Source organism: Enterobacter sp. 4974935 (genome assembly GCF_058661735.1).
Genome location: NZ_JBZWGT010000003.1, coordinates 2,278,461 through 2,294,809, shown reverse-complemented (window position 1 = coordinate 2,294,809; position 16,349 = coordinate 2,278,461). Strand labels below are relative to the sequence as shown.

20 protein-coding genes are annotated in these 16,349 nt (G+C 52.8%); 10 read left to right on the top strand and 10 right to left on the bottom strand.

Going from position 1 to position 16,349, the window contains the following annotated elements; all coding sequences use genetic code 11:
* Positions 1-104 precede the first annotated feature (104 nt).
* Complete coding sequence (locus AC4OVS_RS12130) at positions 105-815, top strand: YnfC family lipoprotein (protein WP_058676697.1); 711 nt, start codon at positions 105-107, stop codon at positions 813-815.
* 17 nt (positions 816-832) lie between these two features.
* Here the strand turns inward: AC4OVS_RS12130 and speG are convergent, their stop codons facing one another.
* Positions 833-1,393: a spermidine N1-acetyltransferase gene (gene speG, locus AC4OVS_RS12125; RefSeq protein WP_022647983.1), complete on the bottom strand. Its 561-nt coding sequence runs from the start codon at positions 1,391-1,393 to the stop codon at positions 833-835.
* Complete coding sequence (locus tag AC4OVS_RS12120; RefSeq protein WP_023300007.1) at positions 1,393-1,731, bottom strand: DUF1283 family protein; 339 nt, start codon at positions 1,729-1,731, stop codon at positions 1,393-1,395. Before AC4OVS_RS12120 ends, speG begins: the two co-directional genes overlap by 1 nt.
* Positions 1,732-1,881: 150 nt before the next feature.
* On the opposite strand from AC4OVS_RS12120, the gene AC4OVS_RS12115 reads away from it, so the two are divergent.
* The 5 genes from AC4OVS_RS12115 to AC4OVS_RS12095 all read left to right on the top strand — a co-directional run bounded on the left by AC4OVS_RS12115 (position 1,882) and on the right by AC4OVS_RS12095 (position 7,708).
* On the top strand, positions 1,882-2,208 hold the full coding sequence (locus AC4OVS_RS12115) for a YnfA family protein (protein WP_023300008.1): 327 nt from the start codon (positions 1,882-1,884) through the stop codon (positions 2,206-2,208).
* Between the two features lie 111 nt (positions 2,209-2,319).
* Positions 2,320-3,534, top strand: coding sequence for a D-mannonate dehydratase ManD (gene manD, locus AC4OVS_RS12110; protein WP_023300009.1), 1,215 nt, complete (start codon positions 2,320-2,322; stop codon positions 3,532-3,534).
* A gap of 14 nt (positions 3,535-3,548) precedes the next feature.
* Complete coding sequence (locus tag AC4OVS_RS12105) at positions 3,549-4,568, top strand: Zn-dependent oxidoreductase (RefSeq protein WP_045621670.1); 1,020 nt, start codon at positions 3,549-3,551, stop codon at positions 4,566-4,568.
* A gap of 73 nt (positions 4,569-4,641) precedes the next feature.
* Entirely contained in the window at positions 4,642-6,021 is a 1,380-nt protein-coding gene (locus AC4OVS_RS12100; RefSeq protein WP_491922448.1) for an MFS transporter, read from the top strand.
* Positions 6,022-6,244: 223 nt separating this feature from the next.
* The gene (locus AC4OVS_RS12095) at positions 6,245-7,708 is read left to right on the top strand and encodes a mannitol dehydrogenase family protein (RefSeq protein ID WP_032624328.1); all 1,464 of its coding nucleotides are present in this window, start codon (positions 6,245-6,247) and stop codon (positions 7,706-7,708) included.
* A gap of 44 nt (positions 7,709-7,752) precedes the next feature.
* Here the strand turns inward: AC4OVS_RS12095 and ydfZ are convergent, their stop codons facing one another.
* A complete protein-coding gene (ydfZ, locus tag AC4OVS_RS12090; RefSeq protein ID WP_003857405.1) occupies positions 7,753-7,956 on the bottom strand; it encodes a putative selenium delivery protein YdfZ in 204 nt (67 codons plus the stop codon).
* 287 nt (positions 7,957-8,243) lie between these two features.
* Here ydfZ and AC4OVS_RS12085 point away from each other — a divergent pair, with 287 nt between their 5' ends.
* Complete coding sequence (locus AC4OVS_RS12085) at positions 8,244-8,675, top strand: universal stress protein (protein ID WP_063163238.1); 432 nt, start codon at positions 8,244-8,246, stop codon at positions 8,673-8,675.
* A 35-nt stretch (positions 8,676-8,710) separates the two neighbouring features.
* Here AC4OVS_RS12085 and AC4OVS_RS12080 read toward each other — a convergent pair whose 3' ends face one another.
* Together AC4OVS_RS12080 and ydfG are read right to left on the bottom strand one after the other, a co-directional pair.
* Complete coding sequence (locus AC4OVS_RS12080; protein WP_003857403.1) at positions 8,711-9,397, bottom strand: GntR family transcriptional regulator; 687 nt, start codon at positions 9,395-9,397, stop codon at positions 8,711-8,713.
* 90 nt (positions 9,398-9,487) lie between these two features.
* On the bottom strand, positions 9,488-10,234 hold the full coding sequence (gene ydfG / locus AC4OVS_RS12075) for a bifunctional NADP-dependent 3-hydroxy acid dehydrogenase/3-hydroxypropionate dehydrogenase YdfG (protein ID WP_022647991.1): 747 nt from the start codon (positions 10,232-10,234) through the stop codon (positions 9,488-9,490).
* Positions 10,235-10,377: 143 nt separating this feature from the next.
* On the opposite strand from ydfG, the gene dcp reads away from it, so the two are divergent.
* On the top strand, positions 10,378-12,411 hold the full coding sequence (dcp, locus tag AC4OVS_RS12070) for a peptidyl-dipeptidase Dcp (protein WP_491922447.1): 2,034 nt from the start codon (positions 10,378-10,380) through the stop codon (positions 12,409-12,411).
* 297 nt (positions 12,412-12,708) lie between these two features.
* Here the strand turns inward: dcp and AC4OVS_RS12065 are convergent, their stop codons facing one another.
* Together AC4OVS_RS12065 and AC4OVS_RS12060 are read right to left on the bottom strand one after the other, a co-directional pair.
* Positions 12,709-12,816 (bottom strand): YnaM/YnfT family protein, encoded by a 108-nt coding sequence (locus tag AC4OVS_RS12065; protein ID WP_022647993.1) that lies wholly within the window; start codon positions 12,814-12,816, stop codon positions 12,709-12,711.
* 216 nt (positions 12,817-13,032) lie between these two features.
* Positions 13,033-13,260 (bottom strand): hypothetical protein, encoded by a 228-nt coding sequence (locus AC4OVS_RS12060; RefSeq protein ID WP_491922446.1) that lies wholly within the window; start codon positions 13,258-13,260, stop codon positions 13,033-13,035.
* A gap of 150 nt (positions 13,261-13,410) precedes the next feature.
* On the opposite strand from AC4OVS_RS12060, the gene AC4OVS_RS12055 reads away from it, so the two are divergent.
* A complete protein-coding gene (locus AC4OVS_RS12055) occupies positions 13,411-13,575 on the top strand; it encodes a YnfU family zinc-binding protein (protein WP_232934454.1) in 165 nt (54 codons plus the stop codon).
* Between the two features lie 248 nt (positions 13,576-13,823).
* Here the strand turns inward: AC4OVS_RS12055 and AC4OVS_RS12050 are convergent, their stop codons facing one another.
* From AC4OVS_RS12050 to AC4OVS_RS12040, 3 genes are all read right to left on the bottom strand, one after another.
* Positions 13,824-14,042, bottom strand: coding sequence for a cold shock domain-containing protein (locus tag AC4OVS_RS12050; protein WP_022647994.1), 219 nt, complete (start codon positions 14,040-14,042; stop codon positions 13,824-13,826).
* Between the two features lie 367 nt (positions 14,043-14,409).
* Complete coding sequence (locus AC4OVS_RS12045; protein WP_038415993.1) at positions 14,410-15,099, bottom strand: SOS response-associated peptidase; 690 nt, start codon at positions 15,097-15,099, stop codon at positions 14,410-14,412.
* Between the two features lie 263 nt (positions 15,100-15,362).
* Positions 15,363-15,602, bottom strand: a complete 240-nt coding sequence (locus AC4OVS_RS12040; protein ID WP_006808847.1) for a DinI family protein — start codon at positions 15,600-15,602, stop codon at positions 15,363-15,365.
* A 326-nt stretch (positions 15,603-15,928) separates the two neighbouring features.
* On the opposite strand from AC4OVS_RS12040, the gene AC4OVS_RS12035 reads away from it, so the two are divergent.
* Positions 15,929-16,348: a translesion error-prone DNA polymerase V autoproteolytic subunit gene (locus AC4OVS_RS12035; RefSeq protein WP_022647996.1), complete on the top strand. Its 420-nt coding sequence runs from the start codon at positions 15,929-15,931 to the stop codon at positions 16,346-16,348.
* The last annotated feature ends 1 nt before the right edge of the window (position 16,349 follow it).

Sequence of the window (16,349 nt, the reverse complement as noted above, 5' to 3'; positions counted from 1 at the left end):
GGCCAAATTCATATATTTTACCAGTATTCGAACCAATTCAACATCGCTACCATACTATTTGCTACTATGAGTGCCACAATCCTTTCATTCTTTTGGTAAATGACGTGAACAAATACGCAGCGATAACGCTACTGGCAACGGTACTGGTGGGATGCGACAACAACACCGCGCCGCTGTCATTTACGCCGGAGATGGCGAGCTTTTCGAACGAGTTTGACTTTGACCCTCTGCGCGGGCCGGTGAAAGATTTTACCCAGACGCTGTTGAACGATAAGGGTGAAGTCTCTAAACGCGTGACTGGAACGATGTCGTCGGAGGGGTGTTTCGATACCCTTGAACTGCACGATCTGGAGGCTAACACGGGCGTTGCGCTGGTGCTGGATGCTAACTACTACGTCGATGCGGAAACCCAGCAGCAGAAGGTGAAGTTGCAGGGAAAATGTCAGCTGGCGGAACTGCCGTCTGCCGGCCTGACGTGGGACACCGACGATAACGGGTTTGTGGTTGCCGCGCACAGCAAAGAGATGGAAGTGAAGTACCAGTATGACGCCGACGGCTACCCGCTGGGTAAAACCACGGTCTCCGGCGACCAGCGATTATCGGTCAAAGCGATGCCGTCGAAAGATCTGCGTAAGCGCATGGATTATACGGCGGTAAGCCTGTTGAACGATAAACCGATGGGCAATGTAAAGCAGAGTTGCGATTACGATCGCCACAACAACCCGGTGAGCTGTGAGCTGGTTATCGTCGATGACAGCGTTAAACCTGCCATTGAGCGCAAGTACACCATCAAAAACAGCATTGAATATTATTAAGAATAAAACCGCGCAGGTTACTGCGCGGTGGGTTTAAGCAGGTTGGCGGAGGAGGATTTATGCCCGGCCAGATGCTGATGCTGGAAAATGCACATGCGGATGGTGTTACGGTATTCGCCATTAATAAAGAACTCATGGATCAGTTCACCTTCCACCATAAAGCCGAGCTTACGGTAGATATGAATCGCTTTTTCGTTCTCTTTGTCGACGATAAGGTAAAGCTTGTAGAGATTCAGGACGTTAAACCCATAATCCATCGCCAGCTTTGCCGCCCGCGACGCAAGACCTTTCCCCTGGTGCTCCGGTGAAATAATGATCTGAAATTCCGCCCGACGGTGAACATGGTTGATCTCAACCAGCTCAACCAGCCCGGCTTTCTCACCTTCGCACTCCACTACAAACCGGCGTTCACTCTGATCGTGGATATGCTTATCGTAGAGATCGGACAGCTCGACGAAGGCCTCGTAAGGCTCTTCAAACCAGTAGCGCATTACGCTGGCATTGTTGTCGAGCTGGTGGACAAAGCGTAAATCTTCGCGCTCCAGCGGACGGAGCTTAACGTCACACGGCGTCGACATTACGGTGCTACCGTGCGGCCAGTGCGACGATCCAGACAGCGCAGGGTGTTAGGCTCCCAGTAAGCGTTGACGTTGGCACTTTGCTGGCATTTGTCGCGGGCATCAAACGCGACGTCTTCTTTATCCCACTCTTTTTCCACGCGCTTATTCACTTTCTGACGCAGGCTGCGGGTGTCATTCCATTGTTCTTTGTCCATGGCGGCGTTCTGACGGCTTTGCGCGCTGTCACCAGACTCAATGATGAGTTTGCTGGTTTCGGCTGATGCCGTTGCGGCAAAGGCGAACGAGGACAGCGCCAGTGCGGCTGTCAGACAAAGGCGTTTGCTTAATGTAGTCATAGCGTTTCCTTTAAACGGGTGCAGACAATCGGATTACCCCGTTGGATTCTACACCAATCCGAAAGGGTGTCATACCCGCGCGGCAGGTATGGGAACGATGAGAGCATTATCGCGTATGATGTCTAAATCAATCCTTACGAAACGAGAAAAATGTTCAAAACGACGCTGCTTTTTTTCGCGACCGCGCTGTGTGAAATCATCGGATGCTTTTTGCCGTGGCTCTGGCTAAAGCGGGGCGCTTCCGCGCTGCTGCTGATCCCGGCGGGTGTGTCCCTGGTTCTTTTCGTCTGGCTGCTCACCCTGCATCCGGCCGCTAGCGGGCGGGTTTATGCGGCCTACGGAGGGGTGTACGTCTGTACTGCGCTGCTGTGGCTGCGCTTTGTCGATGGCATCAGGCTAAGCCTGTATGACTGGGCAGGCGCGCTGGTTGCCCTGTGCGGCATGTTGATCATCGTGGCCGGCTGGGGACGCGCATAGTCGTCCTCATAGTGTGATCGCCCGCTGATTTTTCGATCGTTATACTTGTATGGTAGTAGTGTAGTTGCGTAAATTTCCTGCATCACAACGAGCGATGTAAGGAAATGGATTATGAAGATTGTCGGGGCTGAAGTATTTGTCACCTGCCCGGGGCGTAACTTTGTCACCCTTAAAATCACCACCGATGAGGGCATTGTCGGCCTGGGTGATGCCACGCTTAACGGACGTGAACTTTCCGTTGCCTCCTACCTGAAAGATCACCTGTGCCCTCAGCTGATTGGCCGCGATGCGCACCGCATCGAAGATATCTGGCAGTTCTTCTATAAAGGCGCGTACTGGCGTCGTGGCCCGGTCACCATGTCAGCGATTTCTGCCGTGGATATGGCGCTGTGGGACATCAAAGCGAAAGCCGCGAACATGCCGCTCTATCAACTTCTGGGCGGAGCCTCCCGGGAAGGGGTGATGGTTTATTGTCATACCACCGGGCACACCATTGACGACGTACTGGAAGATTATGCCCGTCATAAAGAGATGGGCTTCAAGGCTATTCGCGTGCAGTGCGGCGTGCCGGGGATGAAAACCACCTATGGTATGTCTAAAGGAAAAGGGCTGGCGTATGAGCCTGCAACCAAGGGCGACTGGCCGGACGAGCAGCTTTGGTCCACCGAGAAATACCTCGACTTCACGCCGAAACTGTTCGACGCAGTGCGCAGTCAGTTCGGCTTCAACGAACATCTCCTTCACGACATGCACCACCGTCTGACGCCCATCGAAGCGGCGCGATTCGGCAAAAGCATTGAAGAGTACCGCCTGTTCTGGATGGAAGACCCGACTCCCGCTGAAAACCAGGAGTGTTTCCGCCTGATCCGCCAGCACACCGTCACGCCCATTGCGGTGGGGGAAGTGTTCAACAGCATCTGGGACTGCAAGCAGCTGATTGAAGAGCAGCTCATTGACTATATTCGCGCCACCATAACCCATGCGGGCGGCATCACCGGGATGCGTCGCATTGCTGACTTTGCCTCACTCTACCAGGTGCGTACCGGCTCACACGGCCCGTCGGATCTGTCGCCGATTTGCCACGCCGCGGCGCTGCATTTTGACCTGTGGGTACCGAACTTTGGCGTGCAGGAGTATATGGGGTATTCAGAGCAGATGCTGGAAGTGTTCCCGCACAGCTGGCGCTTCGATAACGGCTATATGCACCCGGGCGACAAGCCAGGGCTGGGCATTGAGTTTGATGAGAAGCTGGCAGCGAAATACCCGTACGAACCGGCCTGTCTGCCGGTGGCCCGTCTGGAAGACGGCACCCTCTGGAACTGGTAAACGAGGAGCGAATAATGAAAAGCGTAGTGATCCAACAGCCGAATGCGCTGGTGATTGAGGAGCGTCCTCTCCCGTTGCCGGGCGCAGGCGACGTCCGCGTCAGAATTAAGCTCGCCGGTATCTGCGGTTCAGACAGCCATATCTATCGCGGGCATAACCCGTTTGCGAAATACCCGCGGGTAATCGGTCACGAGTTCTTTGGCGAAATAGACGCGGTTGGCGAAGGCGTGGAGAGCACCCGACTGGGCCAGCGCGTGTCTGTGGATCCGGTGATCAGCTGCGGGCACTGCTACCCGTGTTCCGTCGGAAAACCGAACGTTTGTACCTCGCTGGTGGTGCTGGGCGTCCACCGTGACGGCGGCTTCAGCGAATACGCCGTCGTGCCGGCGAAAAATGCCTGGCACATTCCGGATGCGATCCCTGACAAACACGCGGTGATGGTTGAGCCTTTCACCATTGCCGCCAACGTGACGGGGCAGGCGAAACCCACCGAACAGGACGTGGCGCTGATCTACGGCGCAGGCCCGATGGGGCTGGTCACCGTGCAGGCGCTAAAGGGCGTTTACAAGGTGAAGCAGGTCATCGTGGTGGATCGCATAGATGAGCGGCTGGGGATGGCGCAACGCAGCGGCGCAGACTGGGTCTTCAACAACAGCGAGCACTCGTTACAAGCCGCGCTGGATGAAAAAGGCATCAAGCCGACGTTAATCATCGATGCTGCCTGTCATCCGTCCATTTTGCAGGAAGCGATTACGCTGGCGTCTCCGGCGGCGCGCATCGTGCTGATGGGCTTCTCCAGCGACCCGAGCCAGATCGTGCAACAGGGGATCACCGGCAAAGAGCTGTCGATCTTCTCTTCGCGCCTGAATGCCAACAAATTTCCGGTGGTCATTGACTGGCTGGAAAAAGGGCTGATCGACCCTGAAAAACTGGTCACCCATACATTTGACTATCACCACGTTACAGACGCCATCGAACTGTTTGAAAAAGACCAGCGGCAGTGCTGCAAAGTCTTGCTCACGTTCGACCAATAATAATTCACGCGGTTAAGAGCCTGCGAAGACAGGCTCTCAGTGGTACGCATCTTACCTTGCAGAGATAGCCATTATGACTCAAGCACAACCTCAAAGAAGTACGTCAGACCTGGTGAAAGCCGCCGTATCCGGTTGGCTGGGCACCGCCCTGGAGTTTATGGATTTTCAGCTCTACTCCCTTGGCGCCGCGCTGGTATTCCATGAAATTTTCTTCCCTGAACAATCCGCGGCCATGGCGCTGATCCTGGCGATGGGGACCTATGGGGCAGGCTACATCGCGCGTATCGTCGGGGCATTTATCTTCGGCAGAATGGGAGACAGAATTGGCCGCAAAAAGGTGCTGTTTATCACCATCACCATGATGGGGATCTGCACCACCTTAATCGGCGTCCTGCCAACCTACGCGCAGATCGGGATTTTCGCACCGGTGCTGCTGGTGACGCTGCGTATTATTCAGGGGCTGGGCGCGGGGGCAGAAATCTCCGGCGCAGGTACCATGCTGGCGGAGTACGCGCCGAAGGGTAAACGCGGCATCATCTCCTCGCTGGTGGCCATGGGAACCAACTGCGGGACGCTGAGCGCCACGGCGATCTGGGCCGTGATGTTCTTTGCCCTCGATCGTGAAGAACTTATTGCCTGGGGCTGGCGCGTGCCGTTCCTCGCCAGCGTGGTGGTGATGATCTTCGCCATCTGGCTGCGTATGAACCTTAAAGAGAGCCCGGTGTTTGAGAAGGTTAACGACGCTGAAACCATTGCGCCGGTTGCTGCGCAGGATACCTCATTAGGTGCGATGTTTAAGAGCAAATCGTTCTGGCTGGCGACGGGGCTGCGCTTTGGTCAGGCCGGCAACTCAGGTTTGATTCAGACTTTCCTTGCCGGATATCTGGTGCAGACGCTGTTGTTTGATAAGGCGATCCCAACCGATGCGCTGATGATCAGTTCGATTCTCGGCTTCCTCTCCATCCCGCTGCTGGGCTGGCTGTCCGATAAAGTGGGGCGCCGTCTGCCGTATATCCTCCTTAACATTTCAGCCATTATTCTGGCTTACCCGATGCTGTCGATTATCGTCGATAAGAGTTACGCGCCGGGCGTGATTATGCTCTCTATCATCGTTATTCATAACTTTGCGGTGCTCGGGCTGTTCGCGCTGGAAAATATCACCATGGCAGAGATGTTTGGTTCGCGGAACCGCTTTACCCGCATGGCTATTTCGAAAGAGGCGGGCGGGCTGGTAGCTGTAGGGTTTGGTCCGGTGCTGGCGGGGATCTTCTGCAACATGACCGGGTCCTGGTGGCCGATTGTGGTGATGCTGGTGGCGTACTCGCTGATTGGGCTGGTCTCCGCGTTGCTGATGCCGGAAGTGCGCGACCGCGATTTGAGTGAAGCCGAAGATGCTGCGGAGGCTCCTCCTAAGGAATCGGTAGCCTACGGCGCGCTCTCTTCACGCCGCTAGTGGTTTACATCTTGTGTTACCTGTCACACAACTTTTTACTGATGTCACACCACATGGCGAAAAGTTAATGTAAATCAAGATCTGAAAACGATGTATCAGTATGGTTAATGGCAGCGTTTTTTGACTCCGACTGCCATTCTAGTTGGTGTAGTCAGCAGGCGCTGCCGCTCTTAAAAGGAAGCGGCAGTGGATCACAGCTTTCATTAATTAACGAGTCTCAATCATGGAAAACCGGTTATTACAGGCGAAGGCAACGCATCCTCAATACGATCGCGACAGCCTCAAGGCACGCATTGTTCATTTAGGGTTTGGCGCGTTTCACCGTGCGCACCAGGCGGTGTACACCGATATACTCGCCGCAGAACAGGGCAGCGACTGGGGTTACTGCGAAGTTAACCTGATTGGCGGCGAACAGCAGATCGCCGATCTGAAGGCACAGGATAACCTTTATACCGTGGCAGAGATGTCTGCCGATGCGTGGACGGCGCGCGTGGTCGGCGTCGTCAAAAACGCGCTGCATGCGCAGATCGACGGGCTGGAAACCGTGCTGGCGGCGCTGTGTGAGCCGCAGGTCGCCATTGTTTCCCTGACCATCACCGAGAAAGGATATTGCCACTCCCCGGCAACCGGACAACTGATGTTCGATCATCCGTTAATCGTTGCAGACCTGCAAAACCCGCATCAGCCTAAATCTGCGCCGGGCGTGGTGGTTGAGGCGCTAGCGCGTCGCAAGGCGGCGGGGCTACCGGCATTCAGCGTGATGTCATGCGATAACATGCCGGAGAACGGCCACGTGATGCGCAATGTGACCTGTGCCTACGCGCGCGCCGTAGACGGCGAACTGGCGGACTGGATCGAAGCGAACGTCACCTTCCCGTCAACGATGGTGGACCGCATTGTGCCCGCCGTCACGGCTGATACGCTGGATAAAATCGAACAGCTGACTGGCGTACGCGATCCGGCAGGTGTCGCCTGCGAGCCGTTCCGCCAGTGGGTGGTGGAAGATAATTTTGTTGCCGGACGTCCCCAGTGGGAAAAGGCCGGTGCGGAGCTGGTTTCTGATGTCATTCCGTTTGAAGAGATGAAGCTGCGAATGCTTAACGGCAGCCACTCGTTCCTGGCCTATCTCGGCTATCTTGCCGGTTATCAGCACATTAACGACTGCATGGAAGATGAACATTATCGCGCAGCCGCGCATGCGCTGATGCTGATAGAGCAGGCGCCGACGCTGAAAGTGCGGGGCGTGGATTTGGGTCGTTATGCCGACCAGTTGATTGCGCGTTACAGCAATCCGGCCCTGCGTCACCGCACCTGGCAAATCGCCATGGACGGTAGCCAGAAATTGCCGCAGCGCATGCTCGATTCCGTGCGCTGGCACCTTGTCCACCAGAAACCCTTCCCGCTGCTGGCCCTCGGCGTGGCGGGCTGGATGCGTTATGTCGGCGGTGTGGATGAGCAGGGTAACGCGATTGAGGTGAGCGATCCGCAGCTGGCGGTGATTCAGGCGGCGGTAAACGGTAGCGCTGAAGGTGAAAGCCGCGTTAGCGCGCTGTTGGGCATTGAGGCTATTTTCGGTAACGAGCTGCCGAAGGACACGGTATTCGTGGCTGCCGTCATGCAGGCCTATCAAACGTTGCTGCAAAAAGGCGCGAAGGCCACGGTTGCTGAGTACGCAGCCCGGCTTTAACGCTTTGACATGCCGCCGTTCACGGCGGCATGTCGGGGCACAGCTTAGTGCATCCCCAGGCGAATCAGCTCAATCGGTTCGAACTTACCTTCGCATCCTTCCACTTCAACCGTTTTACCACGACGCACCTGCTCGGCATTAAGGCCGTCGCTGTGGATCGCTTTAATCACGCCAAACTGACCTGTGCCGCTAATCATGACGCGGCTGCCAGTGGTGATTGCATTTCGGTTACGGTCGTATGTCATCATGGTATTTTCTCCTCTCGCACTTATCCGTTACGGCGCTAATTCAACGGCTGCCGTTCACGGGGCACTATTAATACGCCTCTCTTAAACGAAATTATTTGCTTTTGATCAAGCTCACACTTTTTTCTTATTTCCTGATGGCGTTGACGGTTCAGGACACCGCTTTACAAAGCGGACAGTTATTTTCCTTAATTGATAGTTTCCAGACGCAAGTGTTTAGGCTTTGTTTATATCCACAATGCCATTCTGGAGGCAGAAAATAACCCTTCATCGGAAAAGGAGTCAGGCTTATGTATAAGAAAATTTTGATGCCTGTTGACGTGTTTGAAATGGATCTAAGCGATAAAGCGGTACGCCACGCGGTCAACCTCGCGAAATCGGAAGGCGCGACGATCACCCTGGTCAACATTCTCCCTAACAGCAGTCGTTCGTTACTGCGGGGGTTCAATGCCGATATTAAGAAGTTCGAAGAGTATATGACCGCCGAGTCGGATAAGAAGATGAAGGCACTGAAACGGCTCTTTGATACGTCCCCAGAAAATATTGATTGTGAAGTACGTTTCGGCAACGTACGCGATGAAATCATCCAGCTCAGCAAAGAGGGGAAATATGACGTTATTGTTATTGGGTCAAGAAACCCGAGCATGACAACACATCTGCTGGGCTCGAATGCTGAAACTATCCTGCGCTACGCCACTATTCCGGTATTAGTGGTCCGCTAATCACTTCGCCGCAACCGAAAGGGGGCGGCGAGGTTTTATTCTTCGCTGAACCACTCGCGGTTTTCCTGACGAATTAACTGAACTGACTCGCTAATTTCCTGGAGGTGAAGCGTCATCGCTTTATCTACGGCTTCCACGTCGCGTTTTTCCAGTGCGCTGAAAATATCGTGATGCTGGCGCAGCAACATCTCTGGCGGAGAAACATGGTCGAGGCTCATGTAGCGCACGCGGTCGATGGTAGCTTTGATGTTTTCGACGGTATCCCACGCGAGCTGGCACTCGGCGATCTGCGCCAGTTTCTGGTGAAATTCGTCGTCCAGCTGGAAAAAGTCGTTTAACTGTTTGCGGTCGATGGCAATGCGTTGCTGATGCAGGTTTTGCTCCAGCAGGTAGCACTGGTTATCGTTGATGAGCGACGCGGCGCGACGCACAACGGCGCACTCAATGGCCTGGCGAACAAAACAGCCATTCCGTACCTGCGAAAGCGAAATTTTATTTACATAGCTGCCGCGCTGAGGGCGGATCTGGATAAGGCCGTTTTCTGCGAGCTTAATAAACGCCTCGCGCACGGGCTGACGGGAAACGTCAAAACGTACCGAAACCTCTTTTTCTGAGAGTGGCGTTCCCGGTGGGATCAGGCAGCGAACGATATCACGGCGTAAGATGCGATAAATTTGCTGATTTACAGGCTGGGTAGGATTAAGTTGCGATTCAGCGGCCATGGGTTGTGATTTCTCAGAGAGTTAACCTGAACATACTACCATTCTTTTAACCGTCATCACATACCCGGCCCGCAGGCCGGGAAGGGTGAATTACCCGCGATGCACGCTGAGTCCGGCATAGGTCTGGCTGACGGGCATCATCTCAACCGTGTTGATGTTGACATGCTTCGGCAGCGTCGCGACCCACCAGACGGTTTCGGTGATATCTTCCGGCGTCAGCGCATTCGCATTTTCATAGGTTTTATCCGCTTTCGCGTCATCGCCTTTGAAACGCACGTTGGAGAATTCCGTTCCACCGACCAGACCCGGCTCAACATCGGTCACGCGGATCGCGGTACCGTGCAGGTCGGTGCGCAGGTTCAGGCTGAACTGGCGTACAAAGGCCTTGGTTGCGCCATAGACGTTGCCGCCCGCGTAAGGCCAGCTGCCTGCGGTGGAACCGATATTAATGATATGACCACGGTTACGTTCAACCATGCCCGGCAGCACGGCGCGGGTCATGTACACCAGGCCTTTGTTGTTGGTGTCGATCATGTTCTCCCAGTCTTCCACGCTGGCTTTGTGGGCAGGCTCCATGCCCAGCGCCAGGCCAGCGTTATTGACCAGCACGTCGATTTCACGCCATTCGGCAGGCAGGTTGGCAATCATCTCTTCAATGGCGGCGCGGTTGCGCACGTCCAGCTGTGCGGTCAGGATGCTGTCGCCCAGCTCGTCTTTCAACTCCTGGAGACGCTCCTGACGACGACCCGTTGCAATCACCTTATGTCCGTTGGCGACGAAGCGACGCGTGATGCTTTCACCAAAACCTGCTGTCGCCCCGGTAACTAATATAATCATCTCACTGTTCCTCAACGCTTTTTGTGTTGTACTACCATAGCACGCTCTCGGGCGGGTCGTTAAGGCAACATTTGTATGACGCCATTGCAGGCCGGAGCAGGCTGGCCTACTCTGGTGAGAAATACCGTGCTCAGGAGTAAACGATGTCGGTCAACAACCCTTTCTTTGACGTTAGCCTGCTGCCTTATCAGGCTCCGCGTTTTGATGTGATAGAAGACAGCCACTATCGCCCGGCGTTTGATGAAGCAATGCGCCTCAAGCGTGCAGATATTGACGCGATTATCGCGCAGAGCGCCGTGCCGGACTTCAACAACACCGTGCTGGCGCTGGAAAAGAGCGGGGCCATGCTGTCGCGCGTCAGCAGCGTGTTCTTCGCCATGACGTCCGCACACACCAACGATTATCTTCAGGCACTGGACGAGCAGTTCTCCACCGAACTGGCCGGGCTGGCGAACGATATCTGGCTAAACGATACGCTTTTCGCCCGCGTGGAAGCCGTCTGGCAGGATCGCGACACGCTGGATGCCGAATCCCGCCGACTGACGGAGGTGACGTATCAGCACTTTGTTCTTGCGGGCGCGCGTCTGAACGCCGATGAAAAAGCCGAGCTGAAATCTCTGAATACCGAAGCCGCCACCCTGACCAGCCAGTTCAACCAGCGCCTGCTGGCGGCGAATAAGGCGGGAGGGTTGGTGGTGGATGATGTTCACCAGCTTGACGGACTCAGTGCGGAGGAGATGGCTGCCGCGGCTCATGCTGCCGCAGAAAAAGGGCTGACCGATCGCTGGCTGATCCCGCTTCTGAATACCACGCAACAGCCCGCGCTGGCGGCGCTGTCTCTGCGCGAGACCCGTAAAAAGTTTTTTAGCGCGGGCTGGGAACGCACTCAAAAAGGCGACGAAAACGATACGCGCGACCTGATCCGTCGGCTTACCGCGTTGCGGGCAAGACAGGCGCAGCTGCTCGGCTTTGACAACTATGCCAGCTGGAGCATTGCCGATCAGATGGCGAAAACGCCGGATGCCGCGCTCGAATTCATGCGCGGGATAGTTCCTGCGGCGCGCAGCAGGGCCGCGCTGGAGCAGGCGGATATTCAGAAGGTCATTGACGACGAGCAGGGCGGTTTTACGGTGCAGGCCTGGGACTGGGCGTTTTATGCCGAACGCGTGCGTTCAGCGAAATACGCGCTGGATGAGTCGCAGATCAAACCCTATTTCGCGCTCAATACCGTGCTGGAAGATGGCGTATTCTGGACCGCCACGCAGTTGTTCGGTATCCGCTTTGTCGAGCGTTTCGATATTCCGGTTTATCACCCGGACGTTCGCGTGTGGGAGATTTTCGACCACACGGGTGAAGGCATGGCGCTGTTCTACGGCGACTTTTTCGCGCGTGATTCCAAAGCGGGCGGGGCGTGGATGGGGAATTTTGTTGAGCAGTCTTACGAGTTTGCCGCGCGTCCGGTGATTTATAACGTCTGCAACTATCAAAAACCAGCGAACGGGCAGACCGCGCTGATCTCCTGGGATGATGTGATTACCCTGTTCCACGAGTTTGGCCATACGCTGCATGGCCTGTTTGCCAGCCAGCGCTATGCCACGCTTTCAGGCACCAACACGCCGCGTGATTTCGTTGAATTCCCGTCGCAGATCAATGAACACTGGGCCAGCCATCCGCAGGTGTTTGCGCACTTTGCCCGTCATTATCAAACCGGCGAGCCGATGCCGGATGCGCTGCGGGAAAAAATGCTCAATGCGACCCAGTTTAATAAGGGTTATGACATGACGGAACTGCTGAGCGCCGCGCTGCTGGATATGAACTGGCACGGCATTCATGAGCCCGTTGAAGACGTGGAAGCCTTTGAAGCCGCCGCGTTGAAAAAAGAAGGGCTGGATCTTCCAGCCGTACCGCCGCGCTATCGCAGCAGCTATTTTGCCCATATCTTCGGCGGCGGCTACGCGGCGGGCTATTACGCCTATCTCTGGACGCAGATGCTGGCGGACGATGGCTATCAGTGGTTTGTCGAGCAGGGTGGTTTGACACGCGAAAACGGACAGACATTCCGCGAGGCGATTTTGTCGCGCGGCAACAGTACTGATTTAGCTGAACTTTACCGGAACTGGCGCGGGCACGATCCGAGGATCGAACCGATGCTGGAGAATCGTGGATTGAGTGTTTAAGGGCTTTTTAGTGTGGAAACAGAACCGGGCGCGATGCCCGGTTTTTTGTTCGATTTTTTCTTCCCCGAAACTCCTCCAAATTCCTCTCCAAAATGAATCCTTAAATTCTGCGAAATTTACAGGATAACTTTCTTATGGCTGACCCTATATATCAGGGCAAACGACTGGGCAGCTTCCTGCTGCGCCAATGGAGAGGGAATTAATTGTGGAACGTACCCGGGGCTGGAGTGGCGCTGCCTGCGAGGAAAGGTGAATAGGCTGCCCAGTAAATAAAGAGGTTATGGAAACTTGAATACATTACAGTTCATCAGGATTGTTCGATACGCTGATCCCGATCTTGATCAGACTTAAAATCATCAATGCCAGTACCATTGCCACAATAGTAGAGATGATAAGCGTTGTCATAAAGGCCCCCTTTGTGAGTATATCTTTTAGACTGTTTGAATCAAAAAATGTTCCGAGTCCTAAAAAATATATGACATTAGACAGGAATGTATCGTCTGCTAAATGAAAAAAAAAGCCTACGCCAGGTAGGCAATACTGATAATTCCTAATTGTTTTAATAATGCTTGTTACTGAAGGTTATCCGCAGTGTTGAGTGTTGGTAGAAGATATTGAAGCTTATAGATACTTCCTGGCTGCATCTAATATTTCCTGAGATGTAAGCTCTCGATCTGATGCAACATAGACAACTTCATGGTCACCTGTTAAAGAGGGAAAACCGGCTGACATTATCGGAAGGTTTATCCCTTCTCCATTAGGGTATTGTTCGCGTATTGATGTCACGCCCTTAAGTATGGTGATTACTTTACCTGGTTTACCATTAAAGAAAATAATTACTTTTTTCATGTATCACCATGTATTTCAGGGGGTTTTATGGCCCAGGGTTGTTCGAAAGGGGGTTGATTTATTAACGTTTAGTTACCTCTTTCGAAATTAAAACAAGCAATATTCTGCCTTAACGTGTACTGTAGCAGTCCATTTGTACTGGAGAAGCTTATGTCTGCACGTAAAAACACGCAATTCCGCCGAAATTATTTAGTCAAATGCCCTTGTCCAAACTGCACAAGAGACTCGGAGCATAGTTACAATCGTGTACAAAAGGGAGCTCAACTGGTTTGCCCTTACTGCAACGCGTTGTTCAAATCCCCTCAGAATTACTAAAAAATCTCATATAATAACTAAGAAGTGATGCTTTTGGAGGCTGCCTAACCTCTTACGCACTTTAATATTTTATAAGCAGTTAACTTCTGCTTTGAGACTATTCATGCAGCAGTCCTGCATTTCATCACATCGGTCAGCAAATTTGACGGTGCTGTAAATATGCTGGCCTGTTGTAATGATATTCGCAAACGATAAATGACGCTTCTGATTATTTAATTCACAGAAGCTTAAGCGGTCATTGAGGGGGGTTATTTATCGCAAAGCGTAACATTTGCAGCTGTCGGACCTTTGGTACCGGCAATGACAGCAAATTTAACTTTTTGGCCTTCAAAAAGAGTTTTGAATGTCTCTCCCTGTAGAGAAGAAGAGTGAACAAGGATATCTTTACTTCCATCGAGTGGGGAGATGAAGCCAAAGCCCTTATCATCGTTAAACCACTTAACAAGACCTATCATTTTTGATGACATAAAAACTCCACTTGAACACTTAAAAGTTACAAGTTCATGAAAAGAAACGCATGATGGCATACGTATGGACTCAAGAGGAGGGGATATCAGAGATAGCACCTGGTTATGAGGACTACTTTGGAAAAGTCAGATTCACATTGCATCGAACCAACCGCATCATTAAGGCACGTGTAGATCTTTTAAGCAAATCTTATTTTAGCCATCTGGGAGGCCATACAGATTAGATTAGCCAATCCAAATTTTTCCTGTGTCGTCAAATTTGATTTATAGCAAGGAAATAATTTGTCCCGTAAAATGACAGGAGTTGTCAAAGGTTTTGACTTCAATAGAGGGAAGGGTTTTATTATCCCATCTAAAAAGTGCAGGTCTAACTAAGATCAGATTTGATTTCTATTTGCTCTATCAAATTCCTCCCCTGGTTTTTTACATTTCCTACTGTACGCGTTACCGCATGCCAGACGAACTTATCGGCGGGCACTGCACCATCTGAAGCTATCTCTTCAGCTTCTTTCCCGCCAACATGCTGTCGCATCCACTCGCGTGCCGCTTCTGGTGACAAAACCAGTGGCCTGCGGTCATGAATGTCGACGAGGCCTTTATCAGCCGCAGACGTCACAATCAGAAATCCCTCGGCTTCATCGCCGCGCTCAAACGGTGTGCTTCCGATCGCCGCCATAAAGATTGGCTGACCGTCGGCCCGGTGGATGAAGTAGGGTTGTTTCTTGTCACCTGACTTCTTCCATTCGAACCATCCATCGGCAAAACAGATCGCCCGGCCATGTTGCCACAGAGGTTTAAACATTCTGCTGGTGGCCGCGGTTTCGACACGTGCGTTAATCAGTGGTGCTTTGTCCCACCATCCAGGTGCGTAGCCCCAGAACACCGGATCGAGGTGCAGTAGTTCGTCGCGTTCGCTCAGCAGCAGGACTTTGGTACCGGGCGCGACGTTGTACCGGCCAATGGGGGCCGGGTCATACGCGATGTCGCGATCGCCTTCGTCGGCAAGGTAGGCCAGGTATTCTTCACGGGTTTGGGCTTGTGCAAAGCGTCCACACATAGAAACCTCCAGTCGGATGTCATACTCAAAGTATAGGGCAGGGATAAGATGACTTGATCGACATGCAAAAGCTGTATCTTGTACAAGATAACGCGAGAAAATGGGCAGAAATTCCGGGAGGCGTTTTTATCTTGCGGGCACGATCCGAGAAATGAACCGATGCTGGAGAACCGCGGGTGAGTGATTAAAGGCATTACTGGCTGAAAACAGAACCGGGCATTGCGCCCGGTTTTTCCCCGGTGGGCTGGTATTTGTTAACCTTGTTACTCTTGCGTCAGCCACATGTCCGACTCTTCAAACATTTCCTCAAGCATACGGTTCAGCTTTTCCCGGTCGCTTTTGCTGGCATCGCTATTCAGGCCATTCGCCTGCATTGGCTTAACCGTCACGCTGGCATCAGGAAAAATCCGGTGCACACGTTTTGTCAGTTCAGCCAGAATTATCTCCCTGGCTCCCTCCAGCCCCTGTACGTTTCGCTTGTCATAAACCAGTTCAACAAACATTATTTTTTCCCTATGAATATTAATTGTGCGATTCTGTCTGCACGTAAAAATACTACTGTATATGGGTACAGTCAAACGACATTCCGGCTAAAGAAATGCTATGCCGCCCTTCACCTTGTTTATGTTGATGACAATCTATTCATTTAGCCTTTAAAACGAGCAGTCGAAGCGTTTAATCGTAAAATTTACAAAAACCATAATTTGAAGCCAGAGAGAAACTTACAAACGAAACGGTGAAGGTTTAAACAGTCGCTACGGTTCAGCTGCCTTGCGCGTGCTTCAAAACAAAACTACTGTATATAAAAACAGTGTTAGAGGTATGCGTAATGGAATTTATCAGACCTACAGAACTGCGTGAGATTATCGCGCTTCCACTTTTCAGCGATTTAGTTCAGTGCGGATTCCCAAGCCCGGCAGCCGATTATGTGGAGCAGCGCATTGATCTTAATGAACTTCTGGTTGCCCACCCCAGCTCGACGTATTTCGTTAAAGCCGCGGGTGATTCAATGATTGAAGGGGGAATAAGCGACGGCGATTTACTGGTGGTCGATAGTTCCCGAACGGCTGAGCACGGCGATATCGTCATCGCCGCGGTGGAAGGGGAATTCACCGTTAAGCGCCTGCAACTGCGGCCTAATGTTCAACTCAATCCGATGAACAGCGCTTATTCACCGATTATCGTTGGCAGTGAAGACACGCTGGACGTTTTTGGTGTGGTCACTTTTATTGTTAAATCGGCCAGCTGAT